A 26,534-nucleotide genomic window follows, 5' to 3' on the forward strand; every position below is an offset into this window, starting at 1 on the left:
CGCAATAGAAGCCAGCGTAGAGCCAGAAGTTCAGCGAGATTTCACGAAATTTTCACGAGGCGAAGCTTCGCACAACTCCAGGATATTTCCAAAGTGTCGGTAGGATATTTCTGAGGTGAATGACATCACCGCTGGTCCAGAACTGCGCAGGGCGAGGTGCACAGCCGGCCAGCAAGTCCCGCTCACCCAGTAGACGCTTGAGCTGGCGCGCGACGGCGGCGCCGGTGTCGATCAGGATGATGCTTGCGGGCAGCATCTGCGCCAGCAGCGGCTTGAGGAAGGGATAGTGGGTGCAGCCGAGGATGATGGTGTCACAACCGGCGCTGAGCAGCGGTTCGATGTAGCCCTGCAATAACTGGCGCAGGGCCGGGCTGTTCAGGTCACCGGTTTCAATCAGCTCCACCAGGCCCGGACATGGCTGGGTAATCACCCGCACGTCAGTGGCGAAGCGGTCGAGCAAGGCGGCGAACTTGGCGCTTTGCAGGGTGCCGGTGGTGGCCAGCACGCCGACCACGCCACTGCGCGTCGCGGCAGCCGCCGGTTTTACCGCAGGCTCCATGCCGACCAAGGGCCAATCGGGGTAGTCCTGGCGCAAATCGGCAACGGCGGCAACCGTGGCAGTGTTACAGGCAATCACGAACGCTTTGGCGCCCTGCTCGCGAAAAAACTCGGCAACCCGCCGCGAGCGCTCGCGAATGAAGGCCGGGGTTTTCTCGCCATAGGGGATATGCCCGCAATCGGCCACGTACAACAGTGACTCATGGGGCAATAACTGTTGGATTTCGTCCAGTACCGACAGGCCGCCGACCCCGGAATCGAACACACCGACGGGCGCGTCCTTAAGCATGGTGCGTCCCGCACACGCTGCAAGCCGGGTCGCGTTTGACCCGCAACTCACGAAACCGCGTGGTCAGCGCATCGATCAGCAACAAGCGCCCTACCAGCGGCTCACCAAAGCCGGCCAGCAGCTTCAAGGCTTCCAACGCTTGCAGGCTGCCGACCAGCCCCACCAGCGGGCCGACGACGCCGGCTTCGCTGCAGGTCAGTTCGGTGTCGCTGCCGTGCCCGTACAAGCAGTGGTAGCAGGGGCTTTCGGGGCGCCGTGGGTCGAAGACCGACAACTGCCCTTCAAGGCGAATCGCCGCGCCACTGACCAACGGTTTGCCGGCAATAACACAGGCAGCGTTGACCGCTTCGCGGGTGGAAAAATTGTCGCTGCAATCGAGTACCACATCCACCGCTGCAACGGCCCCGGCCAATGAGTCGGCATCCAGCGCGGCGCGATGGGCGACCAGTGTGACTTCGGGGTTGATGGCGCTCAGCCGACGCAGGGCCGAATCGACCTTGGTCTGCCCGACGCTGTCGGTGTCATGGATGATCTGGCGTTGCAGGTTGGTCAGGTCGACCGTGTCGAAATCCGCCAGATGCAGCTCGCCGACCCCGGCGGCGGCCAGGTACAGCGCGACCGGCGCACCCAGCCCTCCCAGGCCGACGATCAACGCGCGGCTGTTTTTCAGGCGCAACTGGCCGTCGATGTCGACCTGCTGCAACAGAATCTGCCGACTGTAGCGCAACAGCTCGTGGTCGCTCAGCACGGGCGGCGTCCCAGGGTGATACGTTCATGGCCGCCGAGGTCGATACGGCTGTGCACCTGTTCAAAGCCTTCACTGAGCAACAGGTCACGCACGGCAGCGGCCTGGTCGTAGCCATGTTCCAGCAACAGACGGCCGCCGGCATTCAAGTGGGCCGGGGCCTGCTGGATGATCAGGCGCAGGTCGTCCAGCCCGTCATGGCCGGCCACCAGTGCGCTGGCCGGCTCGAAGCGCACGTCGCCTGCGGCCAGGTGCGGGTCGTTGGCGGCGATATACGGCGGGTTGCTGATGATCAGGTCATAGGTATGGCCTTGCAGCGCGTCGAACCAATGGCTGTTGAGCACCACCGCATTATTGAGGTGCAGCCGCTGGCGGTTGCGCTCGGCCAGGGCCACGGCTTCCAGCACGCGGTCGACCGCCGTGACCTGCCACATTGCACGCTCACTGGCCAGGGCCAGGGCGATGGCACCGCTGCCGGTGCCCAGGTCCAGGACCTTGGCGGGCAGGACCGGCAACAATTCCAGGGCGGTTTCCACCAGCAGCTCGGTGTCCGGACGCGGGATCAGCGTGTGGGGCGCGACCTCCAGGTCCAGCTTCCAGAAGCCTTGCTGGCCGAGGATATAGGCCACCGGCTCACCGCCGCGACGGCGTTGCAGATAGTCGGCAAACGTCAGGGCGTGCTCGCTGCTGACGATCTTTTCCGGCCAGGTGTGCAAGTAGCTGCGGGACTTGCCCAGGGCAGCGGCCAGCAGCAGCTCGGCATCCAGGCGCGCGGAGGGCGAGTCGGGCAGGTCGGCGGCGCGCAACAGGCTGGCAATGATGGTCATTTATTCACCTATCGCCGCCAATTGATCGGCCTGGTATTCGGCGAGCAGCGGCTCGATCACCGCATCCACGCCACCGGCCAGGATTTCATCCAGGGAATACAGGGTGAGGTTGACCCGATGGTCGGTGACCCGGCCCTGGGCAAAGTTGTAGGTGCGGATGCGTTCGGAGCGATCGCCCGAGCCCACCAGCAACTTGCGCTCGCTGGCAATCGCGTTGGCGGCGGCGCTGGTCTGCTGGTCATTCAACTTGGCCGACAGCCAGGACATCGCCCGCGCACGGTTCTTGTGCTGGGAACGTTCCTCCTGGCACTCCACCACGATGCCCGACGGCAAGTGGGTGATACGGATCGCCGAGTCGGTCTTGTTGACGTGCTGGCCGCCCGCGCCCGACGAGCGGTAGGTGTCGACGCGCAAGTCCGCCGGGTTGATCTCGATCGCTTCCTGCTCGTCCGGCTCGGGCAACACCGCCACGGTACAGGCCGACGTGTGGATACGGCCCTGGGACTCCGTCGCCGGGACGCGTTGCACACGGTGCGCGCCGGACTCGAACTTGAGCTTGCCGTAGACGTTATCGCCTTCAACCCGTGCGATGACTTCTTTATAGCCGCCGTGCTCACCTTCGTTCTCGGACAGGATTTCCACACGCCAGCCGCGACGCTCGGCGTAACGCGAGTACATGCGAAACAGGTCGCCGGAGAAAATCGCCGCCTCGTCGCCGCCGGTGCCGGCGCGGATTTCGAGGTACACGTTGCGTCCATCGTTAGGGTCTTTGGGCAGCAACATCCGTTGCAGGTCGCCTTCCAGTTCGGCGAGTTTTTCCTTGGCCTCGCGCACTTCTTCCACGGCCATTTCGCGCATGTCCGGGTCGTTGTCCTTGAGCAGCGCCTGGGCGCCCTCGAGGTCGGCCTGCACTTTCAGCAGGTCTTTGTAGGTGGTCACGACCGGTTCAACTTCGGCGTATTCCTTGGAATAGGCGCGGAATTTGCTTTGATCGGAGATGACCTCGCCATCGCCGAGCAAGGCGGTCAGTTCTTCGAAACGGTCCTGGAGCACATCCAGTTTATTGAGCAGTGACGCTTTCATTGCGGTTTTTTATCCGAAGAGCTATCTGACGCGCCCTCACCGAGGGCAAAGAGTTCCTGGGCCATGGCCAGCGCATCGAGGCGGCCTTCGGCGGTAAGCTTTTTCAACTGTACGCTGGGCGCGTGGAGCAGCTTGTTGGTCAGGCCACGGGCCAGCTGCATCAGCACCTCCTCGGCGCTGCTGCCATTGGCCAACAGCCGCTGGGCCTTGATCAGTTCCTCATCGCGCAGGCGTTCGCCCTGCTGACGATACGCCTTGAGCACATCCACCGCCGCCAGCTCGCGCAGGCGCACCATGAAATCATCAGCGCCGATGCTGACCATTTCCTCGGCGGCCTGGGCAGCACCCTGGCGACTCTTGAGATTTTCGGCGACCACTTCGTGCAAATCATCGACGCTATAGAGGTAAACGTCGTCCAACTCGCCGACTTCAGGCTCGATATCCCGGGGAACGGCAATATCCACCATAAAGATCGGCTTGTGCTTGCGCAGCTTCAACGCGCTCTCGACCGCGCCTTTGCCCAGGATCGGCAACTGACTGGCGGTGGAACTGATGACGATGTCGCTGCGCACCAGTTCGGCCGGGATGTCCGACAGCAACACGGCATGGGCGCCGAACTGCTCGGCGAGGATGCTCGCGCGCTCAAGCGTGCGGTTGGCCACCACAATACGCTTCACGCCCAGCTCATGCAGGTGGCGGGCGACCAGGGTAATGGTTTCGCCGGCACCAATCAGCAGCGCCTGGCTGCGCTGCAAGTCGCTGAAAATCTGTTTGGCCAGGCTGACGGCGGCAAACGCCACGGACACCGGGTTCTCGCCGATGGCCGTGTCGGTGCGCACTTGCTTGGCGGAATTGAAGGTGGCCTGGAACAGACGCCCCAGCAGCGGGCCGACGGTGCCGGCCTCGCGGGCCACGGCATAGGCTGACTTCATCTGGCCCAGAATCTGCGGCTCACCCAACACCAGCGAGTCGAGACCGGCCGCCACGCGCATCATGTGACGAACGGCCGCATCCTCTTCATGCACATAAGCGCTGGCGCGCAGGTCGTCGAGGTCCAAATGGTGATAATCGGCCAGCCAGCGCAGCACGACATCCGCCGAGAGATGCTCCTGCTCTATATAAAGCTCGCTGCGATTGCAGGTCGAAAGGATCGCAGCTTCGCGACTGTCGGTGAGCCGGCAGAGCTGCTGCAAGGCCTCAACCAACTGCTCCGGCGTAAACGCCACGCGCTCGCGCACGTCTACTGAGGCAGTCTTGTGGTTAATACCGAGTGCGAGGAAGGCCATTCAATATCGCTGATGATGTCGGGAAGCCGACAATTGTCCTACTTCGAAAGATCCAGAACAACCACCGTCGTCTATTGTCCCTATACCTTATGCCTATCAATGCCACTTTGTAGGAGCGAGCTTGCTCGCGAAAATCGTCAACGATAACGCGGGAAGCCTGGAGCTCAGCGGCGCTCTCAGGTTTTTCGCGAGCAAGCTCGCTCCTACAAAGGAAAGGCAAAAGGCAGCAATAGTCGTATTCCGAGTGCCCCGGTTATGTTTGGCCGAAGGCTTGTGTCATGATGATCCGACCGCAGGTTAGTCGTCCTCTTCCTATATGAATAGATCTTCCGCGTTGCTCCTTGCTTTTGTCTTCCTCAGCGGCTGCCAGGCCATGGCACCCGTGCCGCCGGACGCTGCACAGCCGGTGGAAGACAGCACCCCCGTCCCTGAAAAGCCCAAGGTTTATTCCTCGTTCAGCGAAGAAACGGTCTACAGCCTGCTGACCGCAGAACTGGCCGGCCAGCGTAATCGCTTCGATATTGCGCTGGACAACTACGTCACCCAGGCCATCAATACTCAGGACCCCGGTATCTCGGAGCGCGCGTTTCGCATCGCCGAGTACCTGGGGGCCGACCAGGCCGCGCTGGACGCCTCGTTGATCTGGGCGAAAAACGCCCCGGACGACTTGGAGGCTCAACGTGCAGCCGCCGTGCAGTTGGCACGCGCCGGGCGCTATGACGACTCCATGGTCTACATGGAAAAAGTCTTGCAGGGCAAGGGCGACACGCATTTCGACTTCCTGGCACTGTCGGCTGCCGATACCGACCCGGATACGCGCAATGGCCTGATGAAGAGTTTCGACCGCCTGCTGCAAAAGCATCCGAAGAACAGCCAGCTGATTTTCGGCAAAGCCCTGTTGCTGCAACAGGACGATGAAGCCGACGCCGCCCTCAAGCTGCTCGAGCAGAACCCGCCGGAAGACGGTGAAATCGCACCGATCCTGCTGCGTGCGCGCCTGCTGCAGAACCTCAACCGCGGCAAGGAAGCGATTCCGCTGCTGGAAAAAAGTATCAAGAAGTACCCGGACGACAAGCGCCTGCGCCTGACTTATGCGCGGATGCTGGTAGAGCAGGACCGCATGGAAGACGCCAAAGTGCAGTTCGCCAACCTGGTCCAGCAGTACCCGGACGACGACGAACTGCGCTACTCCCTCGCACTGGTGTGCCTGGAAGCCAAGGCCTGGGACGAGGCCAAGGGCTACCTGGAAGAGCTGGTCGCACGCGAAAGCCATGTGGATTCGGCGCACCTGAACCTGGGCCGCATCGCTGAAGAGCGCAACGACCCACAAGCGGCTCTGCTTGAGTACGCCCAGGTCGGCCCGGGCAATGACTACCTGCCGGCCCAGTTGCGCCAGGCCGATATCCTGATCAGCAACGGTCGTACGGATGAAGCGGAGAAACGCCTGGCCGCCGCCCGCGATGCCGAACCGGACTACGCGATCCAGCTGTACCTGATCCAGGCCGAAACCTTGTCGGCCAACAAACAGGGCGAACGCGCCTGGAAATTGCTGCAACAGGCGTTGCTGCAATACCCCGACGACCTGAACCTGCTCTACACCCGCGCCATGCAGGCGGAAAAACGCAATGACCTGGCGCAGATGGAAAAAGACCTGCGCCTGATCATCAAGCGCGACCCGGACAACGCCATGGCCCTCAACGCCCTGGGGTACACCTTGTCCGACCGCACCACGCGCTACGCTGAAGCCAAGGTGCTGATCGAACAGGCCCACAAGCTCAACCCGGAAGACCCGGCCGTGCTCGACAGCCTGGGCTGGGTCAATTATCGCCTGGGCAACCTCGACGAGGCCGAGCGCTTGCTGCGCCAGGCCCTGGAGCGCTTCCCCGACCATGAAGTCGCCGCTCACCTGGGCGAAGTGTTGTGGGCCAACGGCAAGCAACGCGAAGCGCGACAGATCTGGGCAAAATTCCTCAAGGAACAACCCGAAAGCCCTATCCTGCGCAGCACCATCAAGCGCCTGACCGGATCCGAGACCCTATAAGCTTATGTTTTTGCGCCACGTTATCGTTTTCAGTTTCATCGCCCTGCTCGCCGGTTGCGCGGGTTTTGGTTCCCGCGAATCCGTTGAAGGCCAGGGCAACCCGGCACAATGGCAACAGCACAAGGACCAGCTCAGCAGCATCGACGGCTGGCAGATCGAAGGCAAGGTCGGGGTGCGCGCGCCAAAGGATTCCGGCAGCGGCACCTTGTTCTGGCTGCAGCGCCAGGATTACTACGATATTCGCCTCTCCGGCCCGCTGGGTCGCGGTGCGGCCCGCTTGACCGGGCGCCCCGGGCAAGTGAGCCTTGAAGTGGCCAACCAGGGCCGCTACGAAGCGACCTCCCCGGAAGAACTGCTGGAGCAGCAGATCGGCTGGAAACTGCCGGTCTCGCACCTGGTGTGGTGGGTGCGCGGACTCCCGGCGCCGGACAGCAAAAGCCGCTTGAGCCTCAATGGCGACAGTCGCCTGGCCTCCCTGGAACAGGATGGCTGGCAGGTCGAGTACCTGAGCTACGTGCAACAGAACGGTTACTGGCTGCCCGAGCGCATCAAACTGCACGGCACCGACCTTGACGTCACGCTGGTGATCAAGGACTGGCAACCGCGCAAGCTGGGGCAATAACGTGACAGTCGCAAAACTCACGCTGCCCTCCCCCGCCAAACTCAATCTGATGCTGCACATCCTTGGTCGCCGTGAAGACGGCTACCACGAGTTGCAGACGCTGTTTCAATTTCTCGACTACGGCGATGAACTGACGTTCGCCGTGCGTGACGATGGCGTGATCAAGCTGCACACCGAATTTGCAGGCGTGCCCCACGACAGCAACCTGATCGTGAAAGCGGCGAAAAATCTTCAGCAGCAATCGGGCTGCCCACTCGGCATTGATATCTGGATCGATAAAATCCTGCCCATGGGCGGCGGCATCGGCGGCGGCAGCTCAAATGCCGCCACGACATTGCTCGGGCTCAACCACGTGTGGCAGCTGGGCTGGGACCAGGATCGCCTGGCCGCGCTGGGCCTGACGCTCGGTGCCGACGTCCCGGTTTTCGTGCGTGGGCATGCCGCATTTGCCGAGGGTGTGGGGGAGAAACTGACCCCTGTAGACCCCGAAGAGCCGTGGTATCTCGTGCTTGTGCCGCAAGTATCTGTAAGTACAGCAGAAATTTTTTCAGATCCGTTGTTGACACGTAACTCTTCTCCCATTAAAGTGCGCCCCGTTCCCAAGGGAAACAGTCGAAATGACTGCTTACCGGTTGTAGCAAGGCGTTATCCAGAGGTACGTAACGCTTTGAATTTGTTAGGTAAATTTACCGAAGCAAAATTAACCGGAACTGGAAGTTGTGTGTTTGGGGGCTTCCCAAGCAAAGCTGAAGCTGATAAAGTCTCGGCCCTTCTTACAGAGACCCTTACAGGGTTTGTAGCAAAGGGAAGCAACGTTTCGATGTTGCATCGCAAGCTGCAAAATCTGCTCTAAAAGGAATCGAGTGTTAGGCACTCGTTGCAACAGATACAGGGGCGTCGCCAAGCGGTAAGGCAGCAGGTTTTGATCCTGCCATGCGTTGGTTCGAATCCAGCCGCCCCTGCCATTTTCTAATACTCATCCAGGTTACCCTCAGCCTCTAGGTACTGCGCGTGTCCAAGATGATGGTCTTTACGGGGAATGCCAACCCCGATCTGGCTCGACGTGTCGTACGTCAGCTGCATATCCCTCTCGGTGACATCTCTGTCGGTAAATTCTCCGACGGCGAAATTACAGCCGAGATCAATGAAAATGTCCGCGGTAAAGACGTCTTCATTATCCAGCCGACCTGCGCTCCGACCAACGATAACCTGATGGAACTCGTCGTGATGGCTGATGCCTTCCGCCGCTCCTCAGCGACTCGAATCACAGCTGTAATCCCTTACTTTGGTTATGCCCGTCAGGATCGCCGTCCGCGTTCCGCACGTGTGGCCATCAGCGCGAAAGTCGTTGCTGACATGCTGACCGTGGTAGGTATCGACCGTGTGCTCACGGTTGACCTGCACGCTGACCAGATCCAGGGATTCTTCGATATTCCAGTAGATAACATCTACGGCTCCCCCGTTCTGGTGGATGACATCGAAGACCAGCGCTTTGAAAACCTGATGATCGTGTCCCCGGACATTGGCGGCGTCGTGCGTGCACGAGCGGTTGCCAAATCCCTGGGCGTGGACCTCGGTATCATCGACAAACGCCGTGAGAAAGCCAATCACTCTGAAGTGATGCATATCATCGGTGATGTCGAAGGGCGTACCTGTATTCTGGTTGATGACATGGTCGACACCGCCGGCACCCTGTGCCACGCGGCGAAAGCCTTGAAAGAGCACGGTGCCGCAAAAGTCTTCGCCTACTGCACACACCCTGTGCTGTCGGGCCGAGCGATCGAAAACATCGAGAACTCCATGCTGGACGAACTGGTGGTGACTAACACCATCCCGTTGTCCGCTGCAGCTCAAGCCTGTTCGCGTATCCGTCAACTGGATATCGCACCGGTAGTTGCCGAAGCGGTTCGCCGCATCAGTAACGAAGAATCGATCAGCGCGATGTTCCGCTAAGGGTCAGACCTGCGGACCATCCACTGACGAAAAGCGCCCCGCCCCAGCATTCCGCTGGGGCGGGGCTTTTTTGCCCATATCGAGTTCGGCGCTGGTCGCAAACGCCCCTCGATGATGGCTATTTTGGAGATACAACATGAACGATTTTACTCTGAACGCCCAAGCGCGTACTGACCTGGGGAAAGGTGCGAGCCGCCGCCTGCGTCACGCCGCCAACATCCCAGCCGTTGTCTACGGTGGTAACAAGCCTGCTGAATCCGTGACCATTCTGGCCAAGGAAATCGCCAAGCTGTTCGAAAACGAAGCGGCCTACAGCCACGTTATCGAACTGAACGTCGATGGCGCCAAGCAGAACGTGATCGTTAAAGCGATGCAGCGTCACCCTTCCAAGCAGTTCATCATGCACGCTGACTTCGTTCGCGTTGTAGCTGGCCAGAAACTGACCGCTATCGTGCCTGTGCACTTTGTGGGTGAAGAAGCTCCGGTCAAGAAAGGCGGTGTTGTTTCCCACACCACCACCGAGATCGAAGTCAGCTGCCTGCCGAAAGACCTGCCTGAGTTCATCGAAGTCGACCTGTCGAACGCTGAAATCGGCACCATCATTCACCTCTCCGACCTCAAGGCGCCTAAAGGCGTTGAGTTCGTTGCACTGGCTCACAACGACGACAAGGCTGTTGCCAACGTCCACGCGCCACGTGTTGTAGCTGAAGATGAAGCTGAAGAACCCGCTGCAGAGTAATACGCTCTGTAACGAAGGAGCTTGAGGAAACATCGCGGACCGAAACGTAGCGAGAAAGCGGGCGATAACGCGGCGTTTACTCTTGAGTAAATGATGTAATGTTGTCCACTTTCGCCGCACGCTGGTCTGGCGATGTTATCCACAACTCCAAAGGAAGGGCCCCTGTCGTGACTGCCATTAAACTGATCGTTGGCCTGGGAAATCCAGGCGCCGAATACGAACAGACCCGGCATAACGCGGGGGCCCTTTTTGTTGAGCGTATCGCCCACGCCCAAGGCATCAATCTTGTGGCCGATCGCAAATATTTTGGCCTGACCGGGCGCTTTTCGCACCAGGGTCAGGATGTTCGTCTGCTGATTCCCACCACGTACATGAACCGCAGCGGCCAGGCCGTCGCGGCACTTGCGGGATTTTTCCGGATCAAGCCTGAGGAAATCCTGGTGGCCCATGACGAACTGGACCTGCCACCCGGCGTTGCCAAGCTCAAGTTGGGCGGCGGGCATGGCGGGCACAATGGTCTGCGCGACATCATCGCGCAGCTGGGTAATCAGAATAATTTCTACCGTCTGCGGCTCGGCATCGGCCACCCAGGCGTTGCCAGTATGGTTTCAAATTTCGTCCTGGGTCGTGCGCCACGCGCCGAACAGGAAAAACTCGATGCCAGCATCGATTTTGCCCTCGGCGTGCTGCCGGATATCTTCGCCGGTGAATGGAACCGTGCGATGAAAAACCTGCACAGCCAGAAGGCCTGACTTTTACCGAGGGGAAACACCATGGGATTCAATTGCGGCATCGTCGGCCTGCCCAACGTCGGCAAATCCACCCTGTTCAACGCCCTGACCAAGTCCGGTATTGCGGCGGAAAACTTTCCCTTCTGCACCATCGAGCCCAACAGCGGTATCGTGCCGATGCCGGACCCACGCCTGGACGCGCTGGCAGCGATCGTCAACCCAAAGCGCATCCTGCCGACCACCATGGAATTCGTCGACATCGCCGGCCTGGTCGCCGGCGCGTCGAAAGGTGAAGGCCTGGGCAACAAGTTTTTGGCCAACATTCGCGAAACCGATGCCATCGCCCATGTGGTCCGCTGCTTTGAAGACGAGAACGTGATTCACGTTTCCAACAGCGTCGACCCGAAACGCGACATCGAAATCATCGACCTGGAACTGATCTTCGCCGACCTCGACAGCTGCGAGAAGCAACTGCAGAAAGTTGCGCGCAACGCCAAGGGCGGCGACAAGGATGCCGTGGTTCAGAAAGGCCTGCTGGAACAGCTGATCGCTCACTTCACCGAAGGCAAGCCTGCGCGCAGCCTGATGAAGAGCATGGGCACCGACGAGAAGGCCGTGATCAAGGGTTTCCACCTGCTGACCACCAAACCTGTGATGTACATCGCCAACGTCGCTGAAGACGGCTTCGAGAACAACCCGCTGCTCGACGTGGTCAAGGCCATCGCCGACGAAGAAGGTGCCATCGTGGTCCCGGTGTGCAACAAGATCGAAGCGGAAATCGCCGAACTCGATGACGGCGAAGAAAAGGACATGTTCCTTGAGGCCCTGGGCCTGGAAGAGCCTGGCCTGAACCGCGTGATCCGTGCCGGCTACGAGATGCTCAATCTGCAGACCTACTTCACTGCCGGTGTTGAAGAAGTCCGCGCCTGGACCGTCAAGGTCGGTGCCACGGCGCCACAGGCCGCCGGCGTGATTCACACCGACTTTGAGAAAGGCTTTATCCGTGCTGAAGTGATCGCTTACAACGACTTCATCCAGTACAAGGGCGAAGCAGGCGCCAAGGAAGCGGGTAAGTGGCGCTTGGAAGGCAAGGAATACATCGTTAAAGATGGCGATGTGATGCATTTCCGCTTCAACGTGTAAATGTTACCTGCGGTTTATACCGCACCTACAGCCGATGCATTGCATCGGCTTTTTTGTGGGCGACTGAATTTCGCTAACGATAAGATTAAAAATTCCATGAATGAGAAATTTGCTCATAAATTTTAAAAATCCAATTGAAACTATCCGATCACAAATCTTAGTGCAAAAACGCTTCTTTAAAATAATTCCCTGCAACGTTAAGCCTCGCCCTACACTTAAAGCGGCCAAACTCGCCCAGTAAGACTTGAACTTTTTTTTATTACCTGCAACGTAGATCCCGCGCGCTATTCAACGTCCTAACTAGCTCATGACACTCCAAAAAAATCCTGTTTAACTGAGTTCATATGGAAAGAGCCCTCATTCTGCGGCCACCGCGTTGGAGAAAATCAATATGTCGACGCTCAATCAGAATAGTCTTATAGCAGACATCAACTTCTCTGATTACCCGAGCATCGAAACGACTGTAAGCAACACAGCCGCTCTCGATATAGATATTCTGCTGCTGGGAGAAACAGGGACTGGTAAAGATACGCTGGCGCAACATATTCATCACTTGTCCCATCGTAAGGGGAACTTCATTGCCGTTAACTGCGCCGCCATTCCGGAAAGCCTTGCCGAAAGCCAGTTGTTCGGCGTAAACAGCGGCGCTTATACGGGGGCCATGCAATCCCGGGCTGGATTCGTTGAAGCGGCCCATCTGGGCACCTTGTATCTCGATGAAATCGACAGCATGCCGCTGACGCTGCAAGCCAAGCTGTTACGCGTGTTGGAATCTCGTGGAGTCGAGCGTTTGGGCTCGACCCGGTTCATCCCAGTGGATATGCGCGTCATAGCATCTGCCCAACGCGCCCTGCATGAGATGGTCGAGCAAGGCACCTTTAGGCGCGACCTCTACTTTCGCTTGAATGTCGTCAGCATCCACCTCCCGTCCTTACGGGATCGGCGAGAGAGAATCATCCCTATGTTCCTCGACATGATTGAGCAAGAAGCTGATCACTTCAAACTCGTCTACCCTCCCTCTCCCAGCAGCCACTTGTTACAACAGTTGCTGTGTCACCCCTGGAACGGCAATGTCCGCGAGCTGCGATCTACGGCGAAGCGTTTTGTATTGGGCCTGCCGCCACTCTCAACGAACGTGACCAGCCGGCAGACAATAGAAATGAGCCTGAAAGCCCGCCTGCACCAGATGGAGAAGTCGCTGATCGAGCAGTCCCTTCGTCAAAACAGCCATTGTGTCGACAGTGTGGCGACAGAGTTGGGGGTGGCGAAAAGAACGCTCTATCACCGGATGAAACATTTGGGTGTATCGCTGAGCTGAGAGCACCCGTCGTGCGCCCGGTATAAAAAAGTTACATATTAAAAATCCACCGCTAAATGTGCATGGAACGTATAAATTTTTTGAACCACATAAATTATGGAACGGCTTTGGCGGGGTTCCGGACTACCCAGGCATCGCCGAGTTCAGTGAAACTAACGTTATGTACGGAGAAAAATATGACTTCCCCAATTAACCCCTATGGTTCCTCCTCGTTCGGCGGCTACGGCGGCGGACTATCTGACGCGGACGCACAAGCGGCCTTTAAGCAAATTGACGCTAAAAAGCGGAGGGATGGCATAGAAACCGTGATGGAAAAAGCAGAAGCGGAAAAGACCAACGGTAAAAAAGGCGTCACCGATACTATCCGACTGTCATAAAGTAATGCCTATACACTGTCCCGGCGCCCAGCATCGGGACAGTCACTTCAAACGCAATAACGTCATTGCCAACGACGAATAAGTTTACTCATAGCTTGGAGTAAGGGGAGTTGTATGATCGTAGAAAGCATACGCGACAAGGGTCTCGGTACACTTCAAACGACGCATGACACGCCCGACTTAAGCTCGGATGTAGATTTTTTTAACTCAATGATGCTCCCCTCACCAGTGGCGAGTACTCCCAGCCCTGCACATTCACAGAACCTGTTATCCGAGGCAACAGACACGCTGAACTCCTTGACCCATCGCATGAGCAGGAGCCTGCGCGCATTGGCTAGCAAAGATAAATCTATAGAGGCTCGAAAATACCCGCACCAACTTTCCAATGCAGTGCTGCTTCAGCATATGTTGACGAAGTGCGTTGGTAAAACCGCTCAGAGCATCGATAAAATCAGTAACCTCCAGTAGGTAAACATGAATCGCACGTTGCTTACTGTCTTAACACTGTCTTTCGCACTTCTACTGAGCGCCTGCAGCGACCGTGTCGAGCTTCACCGCCAATTAACGGAACAAGAGGCCAATGAAGTTATAGCGGAGCTGGCCGACAAACATATTCGTGCCACGAAGGTTCCCGCAAAAGATGGCGTTATCGTGGTCGTCAATGTCACCGATATTGCGCGCGCCGTACGAACGCTGGAGGCCGTGGGGCTCCCTCGAACAGCACGCGCTACGTTGGGCGACACCTTTCGTAAAGAAGGCGTGATCTCCACGCCGCTGGAAGAAAGAGCACGCTATATCTATGCCTTGTCCCAAGAACTGGAAACCACTTTATCGAACATTGATGGCGTTATCGTGGCCCGAGTACATGTAGTTCTACCCGAACGCGTTGCTCCAGGAGAACCTGTGCAACCCGCCTCCGCGTCGGTGTTCATCAAACATGATCCGCGGCTCGACCCCGACAACATCAGGGCACGTGTTCGCAGGATGGTTGCCAGTAGCATTCCGGGTATGGCCACGGCGGTCGATAACCCGCAAAAAATAACAGTTGTGTTCGTACCTGCGACAGCCTACCTGGAGCAACAACGTTTGGTTTACTTCGGGCCGTTTCTGGTTCCGGGGGATGACCTGGGTTTTTGGCAAACCAGTGTGACTGTCTCGTTGCTCGCTCTGGTATTCATAGTGTCGGCAGGCATGTTCTGGCAGAGGCGAAAGCAACGTATGACGCCGGCTCGTACACATGGGCCATCCCTTGACGCGTCTGTTCACTCAAGCAATGAGTAATCTCGCATGGACCCAGTGGTGGGCGGCCCCTTGGTTATATGCACATGACGACTGGAAAAGCACAGATATATATACAACGCTTGTAGAACTTCATCGCAGCGGGCTGGTAGTCACAGGCACGCATTACGGTGTCGCTCCCTGCCTGCCCCCCATGCCCGACCCAGCCTTACTTCAACTCGTAATTGCTCCAGCAGCCCAGCTGGACCTGGGGCTGGCACTGGTTGATGGGATCTGCCGTCCTGCCAGTGCAACGGCGTTGGATGAGCACCATCTCCTGTGGTGTAAAAGCCTGTCCAAGGCTCTGCCCCTGGATATCATGCAGGCTGATAATGACCCACTGCGGTTGCTACGCGCATGGATAACCGCTGCTACCTGGCAACGGATCAGACTGCGTTTCCCTCGCCAGCGTGTGCTTTTTTTGGAAGAAAAGCCCCTGATGCTCAATGGCTCGCGTAGCCGTCTCGATACCCTCTGGCATGCAGTGGTCTGGCGAATAGGTGCGCCAAGCCACAGCGACGGCGCTTACGAATCATGGACGCAAGGAGATTAACAATGTTATGTCGGCGCACAATCAACTCACCTGGCGGAGCGCCCCCCTTGGCGGGAAGCCTGATCTCCCGCGAAGCCCTGGCAAGTTATACCCAGGCCGGCGACGTGATAGAGCAGGCAAAGGCTGGGGCCAAACAATTGCTGAGAGAGGCACACGAACAACGCAAAAACCTGCTTGAAAAGGCGGGGCTTGAAATATGGCAGCGTGCCGATGCCCAGCTCAAGCGCTGGGAAGCCGAGCGCCAGGCCTTGTGTGACAACCTCGAACACTACGCCACTTCAATTGCCAACCAGACTATTCAGCTCTTGCTTGAAGAAACGCCCCACATACAACGGATTGGAGCCCTGATCAAGCAACTGCTGGCCTGCCATATTCCTGCGATTAAGGCGACACTGGTTTGTCATCCACATGAACTTGAGACAGTGAGGCAATACCTCGACAGCGGCGGTAATGTTCACTGGACGCTACGCGCGGATAATACGATCAAGCCTCAAACGCTGATATTGAATACCGACGAGGGGGATTTTCGTATTGACTGGATATCCATGGTCAACGCCGTCATGAAAAACGATGAAAGCCTCCCGGTAGAAAGCGGCAGGGACACATTTCATGACATATATATAGCTACAAATGGAACCATTTCGAAATAAAAGCCATAAAGGAGTACACACCCACAAAGGCATTTCACATGAACTTTTTCGATGGCCTTAAAGACAAGCTTGTTAGAGACGCAAAATTCGTTGACAGGGAAGTAAACTATGCAGCCGAAAACTTTTCAGGTTCAGAAGAAGACACCGCTTTTTTTTACGAACTTATCGCAAAACAGCGTAAAGCCGAATATCTCGTCAATGAGCAAACCCGCGTAAATTTCATGTTACTTAAGTCCGGCCTGGACAGCGCACAGTAAGTGAAAAAATCACTTGCCGAGTATTTGAAGAGTGGCTCCGGGGAACTCAGTTTATTCGAGAGCGATGACGAAATTATCTTACGTCACTGTTCCGACGCCATACTGCTAAGTGCTCAACTGACCCATCAAGCGCCGAATAAATCAACGCTGGCAACTTGGATGCGACAGGGAGCGATCAGCCTGGCTCACTATCAGGGTGCGCTCGCTCAATGCCCAGCCAGTGGTGAACTCTGGTTGATTCATTGCTTGTATAAGCCCTGCGACGAACAGGATTTGCAGCGCAGTATCGAATCTCTGCTCAACCAACGCGATACCTGGCGTGCCACCTTCGCACGCCTGAACAAGCCGGCCCAGCCACTCAGACCTACTTCGCTACGTTCGTTGTTTCGTAATCAGGGAAACACCTATGTATAACAACATTTACAAGCACAACAGCTTGGGCCCCAACCTGTCTGAAACGTCACCCAGACGTCCCCAACTGGCATGCCTGCTCGCGCTCGCCTGCTTGCTCGCCCCGGTGCAAAGTGCCCTTGCGGCCATCCCCGCCGAATGGAAAAACACCGCCTACGCCTATGAGGCCGAACACAAACCTCTGCGCGAGGTACTCGAAGACTTCGCCCAGACCTTTGGCACGCAACTGCAGATCGAGGGCCTGCTGGAGGGGGACGTCAACGGCAAGATCCGCGCTAACACCCCGCAATCCATGCTGGACAGGCTGGGCGTCGAGCACCGTTTTCAATGGTACCTCTACAACAACACCCTTTACATCAGCACCCTGGATCAACAGGAGTCCGCACGCCTGGAGGTCTCGTCAGAGACGATTTCAGATCTCAAGCAGGCGCTGACCGATATCGGCCTGCTCGATAGCCGTTTCGGCTGGGGAGAGCTGCCGGAGGACGGAGTGGTGCTGGTTTCCGGCCCCAAACGCTATATCGAACAGATCAAGCAGTTCAGCAGCCAACGCCGCTCGCCGGATGAAAAGCAGAGCGTGCTGAATTATCCGTTGAAGTTTGCCAATGCGGCGGACCGTCATGTGGATTACCGCGGCGAGAAGCTCATCGTCCCCGGGGTTGCCACGATTTTGCGGCAGCTATTGGAACCCCGGTCCACCTCGTCGCTCTCTGGACCGAGCCAACGCCCTACGTCCCAACCAACCCCTCTCACACCCAACGTACCTCGGTTGGCCAATCCGCTGCTGGGGCAAATGTTCGGCGCCAATGGCAATCCAGGGCAGTTGGACCCGGGGCCGACGTTGACCCCGCGCGCCCCGGTGTCCAACAGCCGTATACGCGTCGAAGCCGATGTACGTAATAACGCCGTGTTGATCTATGACTCGCCGGAACGCCAGGGCATGTACCGTGAGCTGATCACTCAGCTTGACGTTGCGCGCAAGCTGATCGAGATCGATGCAATCATTCTCGATATCGAGCGCACGCAGTTGCGCGAATTCGGCGTGAACTGGGGCTTCCAGAACAGCCGCTTTCGGGGCGGCGTGAACATGGCGCCGGGCAGCTCGTCGCAGCTGTCGATCGGAAACCGTGACCGTTTCTACGCTGATATCCGCGCACTGGAAGCCAAGGGGCTGGCGACCATGGTTTCGAACCCTTCGGTGCTGACGCTGGAAAACCAACCGGCGGTGATCGACTTCAACCGCACCCAATACCTCACCCCCGGCAGAGATTACGTAACCATCTTGCCCGTTACCGTGGGCACCAGTCTTCAGGTCGTGCCCAGGGTCACCACCAGCCGCGGCGTCAACCAGCTCCATCTGGCGGTGGATATAGAAGACGGTAATTTCGACGAGAGCAACCCTGACCGCAACCCTGACCACCTTGACGTACGCCGAGGCAAGGTCAGCACCCAGGCCGTGATACAGGAAAAGCGTTCGCTGGTTGTCGGCGGTTTCCATGTCACCGAGAGTGCCGACAAACAAAACAAGATCCCTGTGCTGGGGGATATTCCGCTGTTGGGCAAGGCGCTGTTTTCGTCGACCGAACGCAAGAACAACCGGCGTGAACGCTTGTTTATCCTCACACCGCGGGTCATCGGCGACCAGGACGACCCGTCGCGCTATCTGCCGCAGGCCGACCAGGCCGAATTGCAAGCCGCACTCACGCCACTGGCTAGGCGCTATTCCCCCCATGAGCCGGTGATCAAGCGCAGTGACATCATCAGTACCCTGGCACGCCTGGTCAGCGGGGAAGTGCCCAAGGCCTTCAAAGCAGCGCCGATGCCGCTGGGGCTCAACACCTTGTGCAGCACCCGTGACCTGCTGGCACTCAATACCGAACGCAGCCAGTGGTTCGCCGGCCCGGAGTACAACGTGGCGGTCGTGGTGCTGCGCAATCAGTTCAAACGCAATGTACGTATCGACGAAAAGGAATGCAGCAACTCGCAGACCCTGGCGGTCACCGTGTGGCCGCACGCCTGGCTCAAGCCGGGTGAAGAGGCCGAAGTCTTTATCGCCATGCGTCCCGTGGTGAAGGACGAACACCTCAGTGTGCCGCGCCCTTCCTTGATTACTCCTGCCCAGAAGGCTACGCCATGAAACTCAGACTCTTGTACATGACCCTGATCGGCGCAGCGATGCTCATCACCGGCTGCGTTCCCACCTGCAAAGGTGATTCATGCTCGCGCCCGCAATCGACCAAGGACAAGATGGTGATCTGGTGGCCACCGCAGATGCGTGTCGAGCCCGGCCCCGCCGGCGAGCGGTCGGATTACCAGACGGTATCGCTGGAACGCTGAGGCCTCAACCCATGCCCGACGATCAACGCCAGGTATTCCTGGACTCTCTGGTGAGCGGCAATGCCGCTCACTTGCCACTGGCGCCCGGGATCAAGGTCTGCGCGCTGCAGGTAGGAACGCGGCCGGGGCTGGCCCTGCAGGTGGCTTGCGAAGCCGTGCAGGCCGGGCAACTGCAGCGTGTGTTGGAGCGGCGTTTTGAGCAGGCACTGGCGTTCAATGGCTGTTTTGTCTACCTCGACGCTCAGGACGCCCTGGTAATCTGGCACGCGCTGCCCGCAACAAACAGCGCGCTCGACAGTATCCTCAGCCGGATGCTGTCACTGGCCAATCTGCAAGCCCTGGACAGGGTCTCAAACCGCTGATCAACGCCGCTCAAGCTCCGGCAACTCAAGGGTTTCACGCTTGGCGTCATCATCCAGCTCGCGCAGAGTACGGTAGATGAGTGCCACCGCCTGCAAGGTTTCGCGGGGGATGCTGGCCCCCAGCTTTTTCGTGTAAAGCGTGCGGGCCAGCCATACGCACTGGATCACCGGAACGTCGGCTGCCTTGGCGCGCAGGATCAGCTTGCGGGCTTCGGTATCCGTGCCCTTGCTGACCAGCAAGGGCAGCGGGGTTTTACCCGGGCGGTAATACAGGGCGACAGCGAAGTGTGTCGGGTTGACCACCAGCATGTCGGACTCCTCCAGCTTGGGCAGCTTGACCTTCGGCTCCTCCTGCGCCAGTTGATAAGCCAGCGAACGCCGCTGGCCCTTGACGTGAGGGTCGCCCTCCATGTCCTTGTACTCTTTTACGACCTCCACCTGGGTCATACGCATACGCTTGGCAAAAAAGTGCTTCACCAGCACCAGGTCGATGAGCGCCAGCACCAGCAACATGCCGAGGCACACATGCAGCAGGTGGCGGAATAACGCAATCAACGCCAGGATGTAACTCTGCAGATCACTGTTGGCCAGGTTGATCAACGTACCCAATGAAGGGCGGATCACCACATACAGGATCAGCGAAATGAAGCAGGCCTTGGCGACACTCATCAACAGGTTCATCAACTGCTGGGCAGAGAACATCTGCTTGACCTGGCTGAGCGGATTGAGTCGATTGAAATCCAACTTCAAGGCCTCGGGCGCAAACAGCATGCCGAACTGCATCCAACTGCTGACCAGCTTCGTGGTAATCGCAACGCCGATCATCAACAGGGCGAATGAGAAAAACACCACCAGGCCTTCGAACAGGACTTCTTCCAACGTTCGCGTAAAGGGCTGAGACAGGCGCGACATCGGCAGCAGGATCAATTGCTGGAAACGTTGCAGGCTGGTCTCGGCGGTGAATAGAGCAATCTCGCTGATGGCCGTCAGCACCAGCAGCTTTGCAATATCCTGACTTTGCGCGACCTGGCCTTTCTTGCGTTGGTCGCGCAGCTTCTTGGCTGACGCCGGGTGTTTTTTTTCGCCCGAGTCGCTCATGACAACGGCACCTTGAACAAAAATCCGAGCGAGTGTTTAAGGTCGCCCAGCAGGCCCATGCGTCCGACGATCAGGTCCTGCAGCAGCGCAAAGTAGAGCAGCAGAACACCGACGCCTGCCAGGCATTTGACCGGTGGCGCCAACGTACTGACTTGTAACTGCTGACTGTAGACCCCCAAAAGCGCGATGCCGAATTCCAGCAACAGCAACACCGCGATAAAGGGGGCGGCATAGAGCATCATGTGCGTGAAGGTGTCGCCCAGCAGGTCGACAAACAGGCTCATGCCATTCGCCGCTGGCAGCGGGAACCACACGGTGGGAGGCCAGATAAGGTAGCTGTCCCAGATCAACTGGGTCAACGCGCCCAACCCCAGGGTAGTCATCAGCAGGAAGATCGCCAGTTGCTTGAATAAATGCCCCATCGGCGTGGCATCCGGCCCCAGCGAAGGGTTGAGTTGACCACCGGCCAAAGCGCCACGCTGGTTGTCCAGCAACGCTCCCACCGCCTCGAACAACCAGAACGGCATGGACAGCAGCACCCCCAGCAACAATCCCAGGGCAACTTCCTTGAGCACCAGCGCGCCCAATACCAACGCCGAGTAATCCCGCCCTTCCAACGCCGCATGGATACCCGGCGCCGGCAGCAGCGCCATGACCATCACAATGGTGGCCCGAAGCCTGCCGCGTATATGTTGAAAACAGAACGCGGCCACAAAGAGGGCGCAGGGATAAATACGCGCCATCCCGATGAGCAGGCTGGGCAGGTACTCAAGATACAACAGCACTGGCGATACCTCAGTTCAGGGCCGAGCGGCCGATCATGTCGAAGGTCAGATTAATCAGCTGGATCAGCTCCACGCCAATCCAGCGCCCGGTCATGATCAGCGTGATTCCCACCGCCACCAGCTTGATACCAAAAGGCAACGTCTGGTCCTGGATCTGCATCAGCGCCTGTACGAGCGACGTCATGACACCCACCACCACCGCCACAATCAATGGCGGCGCCGACAACACCACGACCAGCAACATGCCTTGCTTGAACAGTACGATTGGTTCCATAAGCCGCTCAGAGATAGGAAAGAAACAGGCTGTCCAGCAGGCGCGACCAACCGGACACCATGACGAACAACAGCAGTTTGAGCGGCAGTGAGATGGTCATCGGCGAGACCATTTGCATGCCAAGCGCGAGCAGCAGGTTGGAGACAATCAGGTCGATGACGATGAAGGGAATATAGATCAGGAAGCCGATCTCGAACCCCGCCTGCAGTTGCGACAGCACAAATGCCGGGATCACCAGGATCAGGTCTTCGCGCTGTACCTCTTGCGCCATTTTTGGAGGCCACAGGCGCGCCGTATTTTCCAGCAGATGCGTCAGCACGTCAGGGTCCACGTTACGCAGCATGAATGCGCGCAACGGCTGGATGGCCTCATGCCCTGTCTGTAGAAACATCGTCAGGCTGCTCGTGTCCAGAGGGGCGATCTTGACGGTCTCGGCGATGTCGAAACCGACCGGCGCCATGATGAACAGCGTGGCCGCCAGCGCGATGCCGTTGACGGCCATGCTCGGCGGCACCTGCTGAACGCCGATGGCATTGCGGGTGATCATCAACACAATGACGATCTTCAAGAACGATGTGCAGATGATCAACAGCATGGGCATCAGCGACAACGCGGCGACGAATACAGCCAGGACGAGGGGATCTATCCCCTGAAATGTCATCGCCCGAACATCACACGGGACAGCTGCAAACCCAGGCGCCCGTCGACTTCCACCAACTGGCCCTGGCCAATCGGCCGATCACCGTAATAGAGACCCGCCATCCCCGGCGCATAACCGGCAATGCCCAGCACCGCACCGGGCGCGAGGTTGCGCAACTCGCCCAGGGTCAGGTTCAGCGTGCCGCAGCGCACGTTCAGTGCCATGCTCAGCTCATCGAACGGTTCGTGGCCGAATACATCCACCACGGGCTCGCCCTCCTCGTCCCCAGGATAGTGGGGGGTTATGAATTCTTCGTCCACAGACGCGTCCTCGATTGAAGTAAGGGTCAGGCACAACGGCCCGCTGTTATCGTCGATGCATCCATGCAAACGCTGAGTACCCACCTGTAGGTAGCCATCTCCCTGGGCACGAAAAAACGTCTGCTCAAGCAGCACCACATCGCCGGCCCCCAGGCTGCGGGCTTGCTCAATGGGCAACTGCAAACGCCCGAGGGTCACCGCAATGACCAATGGAAACGCCGGCGGCAGCGGCCCGGCCGTGGTACGCCATGGCCCGGCGTCGCACAGCGCCAGGAAGCTTTCGGGGAGCAGCCACACATAGCCCTCGACCCGGGCCGCCCCCAGCGCCACAGTGAGTCGGCAGCCAAATGCCTTGGGCCGCGGGGCCTCCAGCAACCGCACATAGCCCAGCAGCGCTCTTATCTGAGGGCTCAGGTGATGCTGGAACAGCGCCCAGAACCAGGAGTCCGGATCATTGCCGGACGGGGCCAATGTCACCGGGCATTCACCCAACAGGCTGAGCAACGGCGCCGCTTCAGCGAGCGCCAGCACACCACACGAGGTTTCAAAGCACATGACCTCACCCGTCGCGGGAGCACGGCCCGGTTCGAGTCTTAATTGCCCCCGTTGTCCGCCCACCTGAAACGGCAGGCAAAGGCCACGGCCCAGTTGATGACGCGCCGCCACCGTGTCGCTCTTGACCGAACGCAAACTCAGCGGCCGCATTATCATGCGCAGCCGACAGAGGACAGGTGCAGGCTGACCGGTTGCCCCAGCGCCGCTACGAGCTGATCTTCACAGGGTTTGCGCACGCCGCTGAGCCAACGCGCCGTCGCATCCTCCTGCGCCTCCAGGTCGATACTCCAGGCGCCCTGTTCGCGGCGCACGCGGGCGTTGATTCGTCCCAGACGAGGCAAATACAACGTGGCTTGAAGCGGCCACTGCGAGACGGCTTGCATACGAGGCACCAGTTGTTCGGTGAGCGCCTCGATCATGGCCGCACTGCCTGAACTCTGCGGCGCCGACAGTGAGGCCTTCGCACCAGAACCCTCACCGTCACCTGCATCAGTCCACAGCTGAGCAAACAACCGCGTCAACTCCGCAGGCGCCACGCCTACGGTTCCCGACTCACGATCCTCTCGTGTTTCACGCAGGCGTGGACGTTCAGCGGGTTTATCAGAAACCTGGGTCATGTCGGCTCCTGCGCCAGTAAAAGGGATAATTCCTGGAGCTTTTCAACCTGCCGCAGGCATTCAGTGACCTGTTTCTGGGCACTGCCGACGCTGGCTTGCTTTTCTTCGCGCTGCCCCCTCAATGCCTCTAGCTGCCCCATTTCGCGCTGGGTATTGGCAGACAATGAACGCTCCTGTCTTCCCCAGGATTTCAGGGCCTGCAAGGTAATAACCTGCCCCTGGTGCTGGTTGAGCAATTGAGCACTCTGCTGCGCCTCCTCCTGCCGGGTTCGCTCAAGCGCATCCTGAGCCTGCTGGATATGCGCAAGTAGAGCCTGCTGGGCCCGCTTCGCTTCACGCAGCGCACGCTCGGCCCGGTCAGCCCGGTGTCGGCGCAGGCGACGCAGCGTCTCGACTTCACCGAGCAGCACGTCAGAATGGGACATCGGCTGTCAGCTCCTTGAGGTGTCTCAGCGTGGTTTCCATCGGTGCGGGCTCACGCAAGTCCTGGCGCAAAAAACCATCGACAGCCTGGCGACTGTCCACGGCGAGGTCAGTCAGCGCATCGCTGCCAGGCTGGTATTCGCCCAGCTTGAGCATCAGTTCGATCTGCTGATAGGCCGACAGCAACCGTCGCAACGCCGTACCCGCCTGGATATCCGCAGGCTCGGCGACGTTGCTCAGGATTCGCGAAAGGCTGGCCAGTACATCCACCGCCGGATAGTGCCCACGCTCGGCCAACTTACGGGACAGTACGATATGCCCGTCGAGGAGCGAGCGAACTTCGTCGGCTACCGGATCGTTCATGGAGTCCTGCTCGATCAGTACGGTATAGATCGCAGTGATCACACCCTCGCGGGTCAACCCGGCGCGCTCTACAAGGCGCGGCAACAGGCTGTACACCGAGGGCGGCAGGCCGCCGCGCCCGAGGGGTTCGCCGGCGGCCAGGCCGATTTCACGCTGGGCCCGGGCGAAACGGGTCAGGGAGTCAATCAGCAGTAATACCCGTTTGCCCTTGCGCCGAAAGCCTTCAGCCAACGCGGTGGCCGTAAAGGCTGCACGTGCCCGCTCCATGCTGGAACGATCGGACGTTGCACACACCAGTACCGCTTTGGCGCGCAGTTGCTCGTCGAGTTCATGATCGAGGAATTCACGCAGCTCCCGGCCACGCTCGCCAATCAGGCCGAACACGATGACATCGCAATCAACGTTACGGGCGATCTCGGCCAATAGTGTGGTCTTGCCGCAGCCTGCCCCGGCGAACAGGCCTACACGCTGGCCTTCGCCCAGCGTCAGCAAGCCGTCGATCGAACGCACCCCGGTGGCGAGCGCGCGGTTGATGCGTGGCCGTTCGGTGGGCAATGGTGCCTCGCACAACACTGCGCTTGAGTCAGACACGTGCGTCTGGACAAACGCACTGACACCTTCTCCCGTGATCGGCCGGCCGAAACCATCCAGCACCTGTCCCAGCAATGCCGCGCTGACCTGCACCCGATGCGAGACCCCAAGACGCTCCACGCCGGCCCCCACCTGCACGCCTTCAAGGTTGCCCAAGGCACTGAGCACGGCGTCCTGTTGATCGAACCCGATGATCTCCGCCAGCATGTAGTCGCCTGGGTTCTTTTCCACCTGACACAAATCACCGATGCGCGCCTGAGGCAGCCGGCATTGCAGCAACATGCCGTTTACGCGCTGGATTCGGCCCCGCATTGTTACAGGCGAGAAACCGGCCAACGAGCGCGCCTGGCGTTCCTGCCAGGCGTCGAGGCGCGCTTGCAACTGCGCGTTCACCAGCGCACCTCATAACGCTGTACGCCATCGAAGACCACCTTGCTGTTGTCGATCAGCACCAGGCGCAAGCCGTCCACTTCATCACCGACAAAAAGTCGGCTGCCCTCCTCCAGAACCACGTGACCATTGGGCCCGCCCACGATCTGCACGATTTTGAAGGGCAGGGCTCCATCCCGCACGCGCACACGACTGATCACCGGTACTGCGCTATCGAACTGCTCGCCAAAACGGCTGAGCATGCGCGCGACCAGATCCACATCGTCCTGTGAAACGTCCCCACTGAGCGCAACTTGCCCATTGATCACTTGCAAAGTGATCCGCTGGCTTAATTCCCGATCGTTGAGCATCTTCAACAACTGCTGGCGCACCTCGAACGGCGAGGCCAGTTCAGGCTTTTGAATCACTGGCGGCATCAGCGATGCCTGAGCATTGCGCTCTCCACTGAAAATAATGCCGACCGCCGCCATGAGCACGGCAAACGCGAGGGCCAGGCTGAGCAAACGCTTTTGTTGGGACGATGGAATCGATGACAGTTTCAACGCCAGCGGGGCCTGCCCCCCAGGCTCGGAAGACGGCGGTACAGCCACGGACGCCGGAGGCCAGGGCTGATCGGCAAGGCTGACACACAAGCGAACGGAGCCGATCAAGAAGACCGTGTTCAGCGCCAGCTCGCCGATCTGCGCCAACACCTGCCCATCGCTGTCTTTGATGAGTCCGGCTTCGGCCTGCACCGACCAACGATCATTGGCCAAGCGCAAACGTGCGTGATGCTCGACGACCTCGGGATCGCTCAACAACAGATCAGCGTCCGGGTTGGCGCCCAGGCTCCACTGCTCGCCAAATAACGGCAGCGCGGCGCCCTGGTGCAAGCCATCCAGCACTCGCAGCTCGAACATCATGGGGCGACCCTCGGCG

Annotated in this window: 32 protein-coding genes and 1 tRNA gene; 19 read left to right on the plus strand and 14 right to left on the minus strand. The window is 58.8% G+C overall.

Annotated features, from left to right (window positions below):
- Positions 1–52: 52 nt before the first annotated feature.
- Genes murI through hemA form a run of 5 tightly spaced genes read right to left on the minus strand, consistent with a single transcriptional unit; the run spans position 53 to position 4,788 of the window.
- Positions 53–847, minus strand: coding sequence for a glutamate racemase (gene murI, locus BFP93_RS01770; RefSeq protein ID WP_065891718.1), 795 nt, complete (start codon positions 845–847; stop codon positions 53–55).
- Positions 840–1,595 carry a molybdopterin-synthase adenylyltransferase MoeB gene (locus BFP93_RS01775; RefSeq protein ID WP_065891719.1) on the minus strand — a complete coding sequence of 252 codons (756 nt, stop codon included), beginning with the start codon at positions 1,593–1,595 and terminating at the stop codon, positions 840–842. The genes murI and BFP93_RS01775 overlap by 8 nt, the downstream gene beginning before the upstream one ends.
- Positions 1,589–2,419 carry a peptide chain release factor N(5)-glutamine methyltransferase gene (prmC, locus tag BFP93_RS01780; RefSeq protein WP_065891720.1) on the minus strand — a complete coding sequence of 277 codons (831 nt, stop codon included), beginning with the start codon at positions 2,417–2,419 and terminating at the stop codon, positions 1,589–1,591. Before prmC ends, BFP93_RS01775 begins: the two co-directional genes overlap by 7 nt.
- Positions 2,420–3,502 carry a peptide chain release factor 1 gene (gene prfA, locus BFP93_RS01785; protein WP_065891721.1) on the minus strand — a complete coding sequence of 361 codons (1,083 nt, stop codon included), beginning with the start codon at positions 3,500–3,502 and terminating at the stop codon, positions 2,420–2,422. It lies immediately after the preceding gene.
- On the minus strand, positions 3,499–4,788 hold the full coding sequence (gene hemA, locus BFP93_RS01790) for a glutamyl-tRNA reductase (RefSeq protein WP_065888037.1): 1,290 nt from the start codon (positions 4,786–4,788) through the stop codon (positions 3,499–3,501). Before hemA ends, prfA begins: the two co-directional genes overlap by 4 nt.
- 316 nt (positions 4,789–5,104) lie before the next feature.
- Here hemA and BFP93_RS01795 point away from each other — a divergent pair, with 316 nt between their 5' ends.
- From BFP93_RS01795 to BFP93_RS01880, 19 genes are all read left to right on the plus strand, one after another.
- The gene (locus BFP93_RS01795) at positions 5,105–6,829 is read left to right on the plus strand and encodes a tetratricopeptide repeat protein (RefSeq protein ID WP_065891722.1); all 1,725 of its coding nucleotides are present in this window, start codon (positions 5,105–5,107) and stop codon (positions 6,827–6,829) included.
- A gap of 4 nt (positions 6,830–6,833) precedes the next feature.
- A complete protein-coding gene (gene lolB, locus BFP93_RS01800) occupies positions 6,834–7,451 on the plus strand; it encodes a lipoprotein insertase outer membrane protein LolB (protein ID WP_065891723.1) in 618 nt (205 codons plus the stop codon).
- A 49-nt stretch (positions 7,452–7,500) separates the two neighbouring features.
- On the plus strand, positions 7,501–8,304 hold the full coding sequence (gene ispE, locus BFP93_RS01805; RefSeq protein ID WP_240997008.1) for a 4-(cytidine 5'-diphospho)-2-C-methyl-D-erythritol kinase: 804 nt from the start codon (positions 7,501–7,503) through the stop codon (positions 8,302–8,304).
- Between the two features lie 37 nt (positions 8,305–8,341).
- Positions 8,342–8,416: transfer RNA gene (locus BFP93_RS01810), tRNA-Gln, on the plus strand.
- Between the two features lie 46 nt (positions 8,417–8,462).
- Complete coding sequence (locus BFP93_RS01815) at positions 8,463–9,404, plus strand: ribose-phosphate pyrophosphokinase (RefSeq protein ID WP_003208392.1); 942 nt, start codon at positions 8,463–8,465, stop codon at positions 9,402–9,404.
- Positions 9,405–9,540: 136 nt separating this feature from the next.
- Positions 9,541–10,143: a 50S ribosomal protein L25/general stress protein Ctc gene (locus BFP93_RS01820; RefSeq protein WP_065888041.1), complete on the plus strand. Its 603-nt coding sequence runs from the start codon at positions 9,541–9,543 to the stop codon at positions 10,141–10,143.
- Positions 10,144–10,310: 167 nt separating this feature from the next.
- On the plus strand, positions 10,311–10,895 hold the full coding sequence (pth, locus tag BFP93_RS01825; protein ID WP_003188350.1) for an aminoacyl-tRNA hydrolase: 585 nt from the start codon (positions 10,311–10,313) through the stop codon (positions 10,893–10,895).
- A 21-nt stretch (positions 10,896–10,916) separates the two neighbouring features.
- Positions 10,917–12,017 carry a redox-regulated ATPase YchF gene (ychF, locus tag BFP93_RS01830; RefSeq protein WP_065891725.1) on the plus strand — a complete coding sequence of 367 codons (1,101 nt, stop codon included), beginning with the start codon at positions 10,917–10,919 and terminating at the stop codon, positions 12,015–12,017.
- 391 nt (positions 12,018–12,408) lie between these two features.
- Positions 12,409–13,335, plus strand: coding sequence for a sigma 54-interacting transcriptional regulator (locus tag BFP93_RS01835; RefSeq protein WP_065891726.1), 927 nt, complete (start codon positions 12,409–12,411; stop codon positions 13,333–13,335).
- A 176-nt stretch (positions 13,336–13,511) separates the two neighbouring features.
- Positions 13,512–13,712 (plus strand): hypothetical protein, encoded by a 201-nt coding sequence (locus tag BFP93_RS01840; protein WP_065891727.1) that lies wholly within the window; start codon positions 13,512–13,514, stop codon positions 13,710–13,712.
- Positions 13,713–13,826: 114 nt separating this feature from the next.
- Complete coding sequence (locus BFP93_RS29520; RefSeq protein WP_122462764.1) at positions 13,827–14,180, plus strand: EscI/YscI/HrpB family type III secretion system inner rod protein; 354 nt, start codon at positions 13,827–13,829, stop codon at positions 14,178–14,180.
- 6 nt (positions 14,181–14,186) lie between these two features.
- A complete protein-coding gene (sctJ, locus tag BFP93_RS01850) occupies positions 14,187–14,993 on the plus strand; it encodes a type III secretion system inner membrane ring lipoprotein SctJ (RefSeq protein ID WP_065891728.1) in 807 nt (268 codons plus the stop codon).
- Positions 14,962–15,543 carry a type III secretion protein gene (locus BFP93_RS01855; RefSeq protein WP_240997007.1) on the plus strand — a complete coding sequence of 194 codons (582 nt, stop codon included), beginning with the start codon at positions 14,962–14,964 and terminating at the stop codon, positions 15,541–15,543. Before sctJ ends, BFP93_RS01855 begins: the two co-directional genes overlap by 32 nt.
- 2 nt (positions 15,544–15,545) lie before the next feature.
- Positions 15,546–16,193, plus strand: coding sequence for a type III secretion system stator protein SctL (gene sctL / locus BFP93_RS01860; protein ID WP_065891730.1), 648 nt, complete (start codon positions 15,546–15,548; stop codon positions 16,191–16,193).
- A gap of 38 nt (positions 16,194–16,231) precedes the next feature.
- Entirely contained in the window at positions 16,232–16,450 is a 219-nt protein-coding gene (locus tag BFP93_RS01865; protein ID WP_065891731.1) for a hypothetical protein, read from the plus strand.
- Positions 16,451–16,864, plus strand: coding sequence for a hypothetical protein (locus tag BFP93_RS26940; protein ID WP_083205585.1), 414 nt, complete (start codon positions 16,451–16,453; stop codon positions 16,862–16,864).
- Complete coding sequence (sctC, locus tag BFP93_RS01870; RefSeq protein WP_065891732.1) at positions 16,857–18,998, plus strand: type III secretion system outer membrane ring subunit SctC; 2,142 nt, start codon at positions 16,857–16,859, stop codon at positions 18,996–18,998. The genes BFP93_RS26940 and sctC overlap by 8 nt, the downstream gene beginning before the upstream one ends.
- Positions 18,995–19,198, plus strand: coding sequence for an HrpT family type III secretion system protein (hrpT, locus tag BFP93_RS01875; protein ID WP_065888051.1), 204 nt, complete (start codon positions 18,995–18,997; stop codon positions 19,196–19,198). Before sctC ends, hrpT begins: the two co-directional genes overlap by 4 nt.
- An 11-nt stretch (positions 19,199–19,209) precedes the next feature.
- Positions 19,210–19,560: a transcriptional regulator gene (locus BFP93_RS01880; RefSeq protein WP_065891733.1), complete on the plus strand. Its 351-nt coding sequence runs from the start codon at positions 19,210–19,212 to the stop codon at positions 19,558–19,560.
- Here the strand turns inward: BFP93_RS01880 and sctU are convergent, their stop codons facing one another.
- The 9 genes from sctU to BFP93_RS01925 are packed head-to-tail and all read right to left on the minus strand — an operon-like array spanning position 19,561 to position 26,515.
- On the minus strand, positions 19,561–20,658 hold the full coding sequence (gene sctU / locus BFP93_RS01885; RefSeq protein WP_065891734.1) for a type III secretion system export apparatus subunit SctU: 1,098 nt from the start codon (positions 20,656–20,658) through the stop codon (positions 19,561–19,563). It lies immediately after the preceding gene.
- Positions 20,655–21,443: a type III secretion system export apparatus subunit SctT gene (sctT, locus tag BFP93_RS01890; protein WP_065891735.1), complete on the minus strand. Its 789-nt coding sequence runs from the start codon at positions 21,441–21,443 to the stop codon at positions 20,655–20,657. The genes sctU and sctT overlap by 4 nt, the downstream gene beginning before the upstream one ends.
- 10 nt (positions 21,444–21,453) lie before the next feature.
- Positions 21,454–21,717, minus strand: coding sequence for a type III secretion system export apparatus subunit SctS (gene sctS / locus BFP93_RS01895; RefSeq protein ID WP_065891736.1), 264 nt, complete (start codon positions 21,715–21,717; stop codon positions 21,454–21,456).
- Positions 21,718–21,724: 7 nt separating this feature from the next.
- The gene (gene sctR, locus BFP93_RS01900) at positions 21,725–22,378 is read right to left on the minus strand and encodes a type III secretion system export apparatus subunit SctR (protein ID WP_065891737.1); all 654 of its coding nucleotides are present in this window, start codon (positions 22,376–22,378) and stop codon (positions 21,725–21,727) included.
- Positions 22,375–23,388, minus strand: coding sequence for a FliM/FliN family flagellar motor switch protein (locus BFP93_RS01905; RefSeq protein ID WP_065891738.1), 1,014 nt, complete (start codon positions 23,386–23,388; stop codon positions 22,375–22,377). Before BFP93_RS01905 ends, sctR begins: the two co-directional genes overlap by 4 nt.
- Positions 23,385–23,849: a type III secretion system HrpP C-terminal domain-containing protein gene (locus BFP93_RS01910; RefSeq protein ID WP_065891739.1), complete on the minus strand. Its 465-nt coding sequence runs from the start codon at positions 23,847–23,849 to the stop codon at positions 23,385–23,387. Before BFP93_RS01910 ends, BFP93_RS01905 begins: the two co-directional genes overlap by 4 nt.
- Positions 23,846–24,274: a type III secretion system stalk subunit SctO gene (locus tag BFP93_RS01915; RefSeq protein ID WP_065891740.1), complete on the minus strand. Its 429-nt coding sequence runs from the start codon at positions 24,272–24,274 to the stop codon at positions 23,846–23,848. The genes BFP93_RS01910 and BFP93_RS01915 overlap by 4 nt, the downstream gene beginning before the upstream one ends.
- On the minus strand, positions 24,261–25,619 hold the full coding sequence (locus tag BFP93_RS01920; protein ID WP_065891741.1) for a FliI/YscN family ATPase: 1,359 nt from the start codon (positions 25,617–25,619) through the stop codon (positions 24,261–24,263). Before BFP93_RS01920 ends, BFP93_RS01915 begins: the two co-directional genes overlap by 14 nt.
- On the minus strand, positions 25,616–26,515 hold the full coding sequence (locus BFP93_RS01925; RefSeq protein ID WP_176717542.1) for an FHA domain-containing protein: 900 nt from the start codon (positions 26,513–26,515) through the stop codon (positions 25,616–25,618). The genes BFP93_RS01920 and BFP93_RS01925 overlap by 4 nt, the downstream gene beginning before the upstream one ends.
- Positions 26,516–26,534 lie beyond the last annotated feature (19 nt).

Source organism: Pseudomonas sp. 44 R 15, assembly GCF_900004965.1.
GTDB lineage: Bacteria > Pseudomonadota > Gammaproteobacteria > Pseudomonadales > Pseudomonadaceae > Aquipseudomonas > Aquipseudomonas orientalis_A.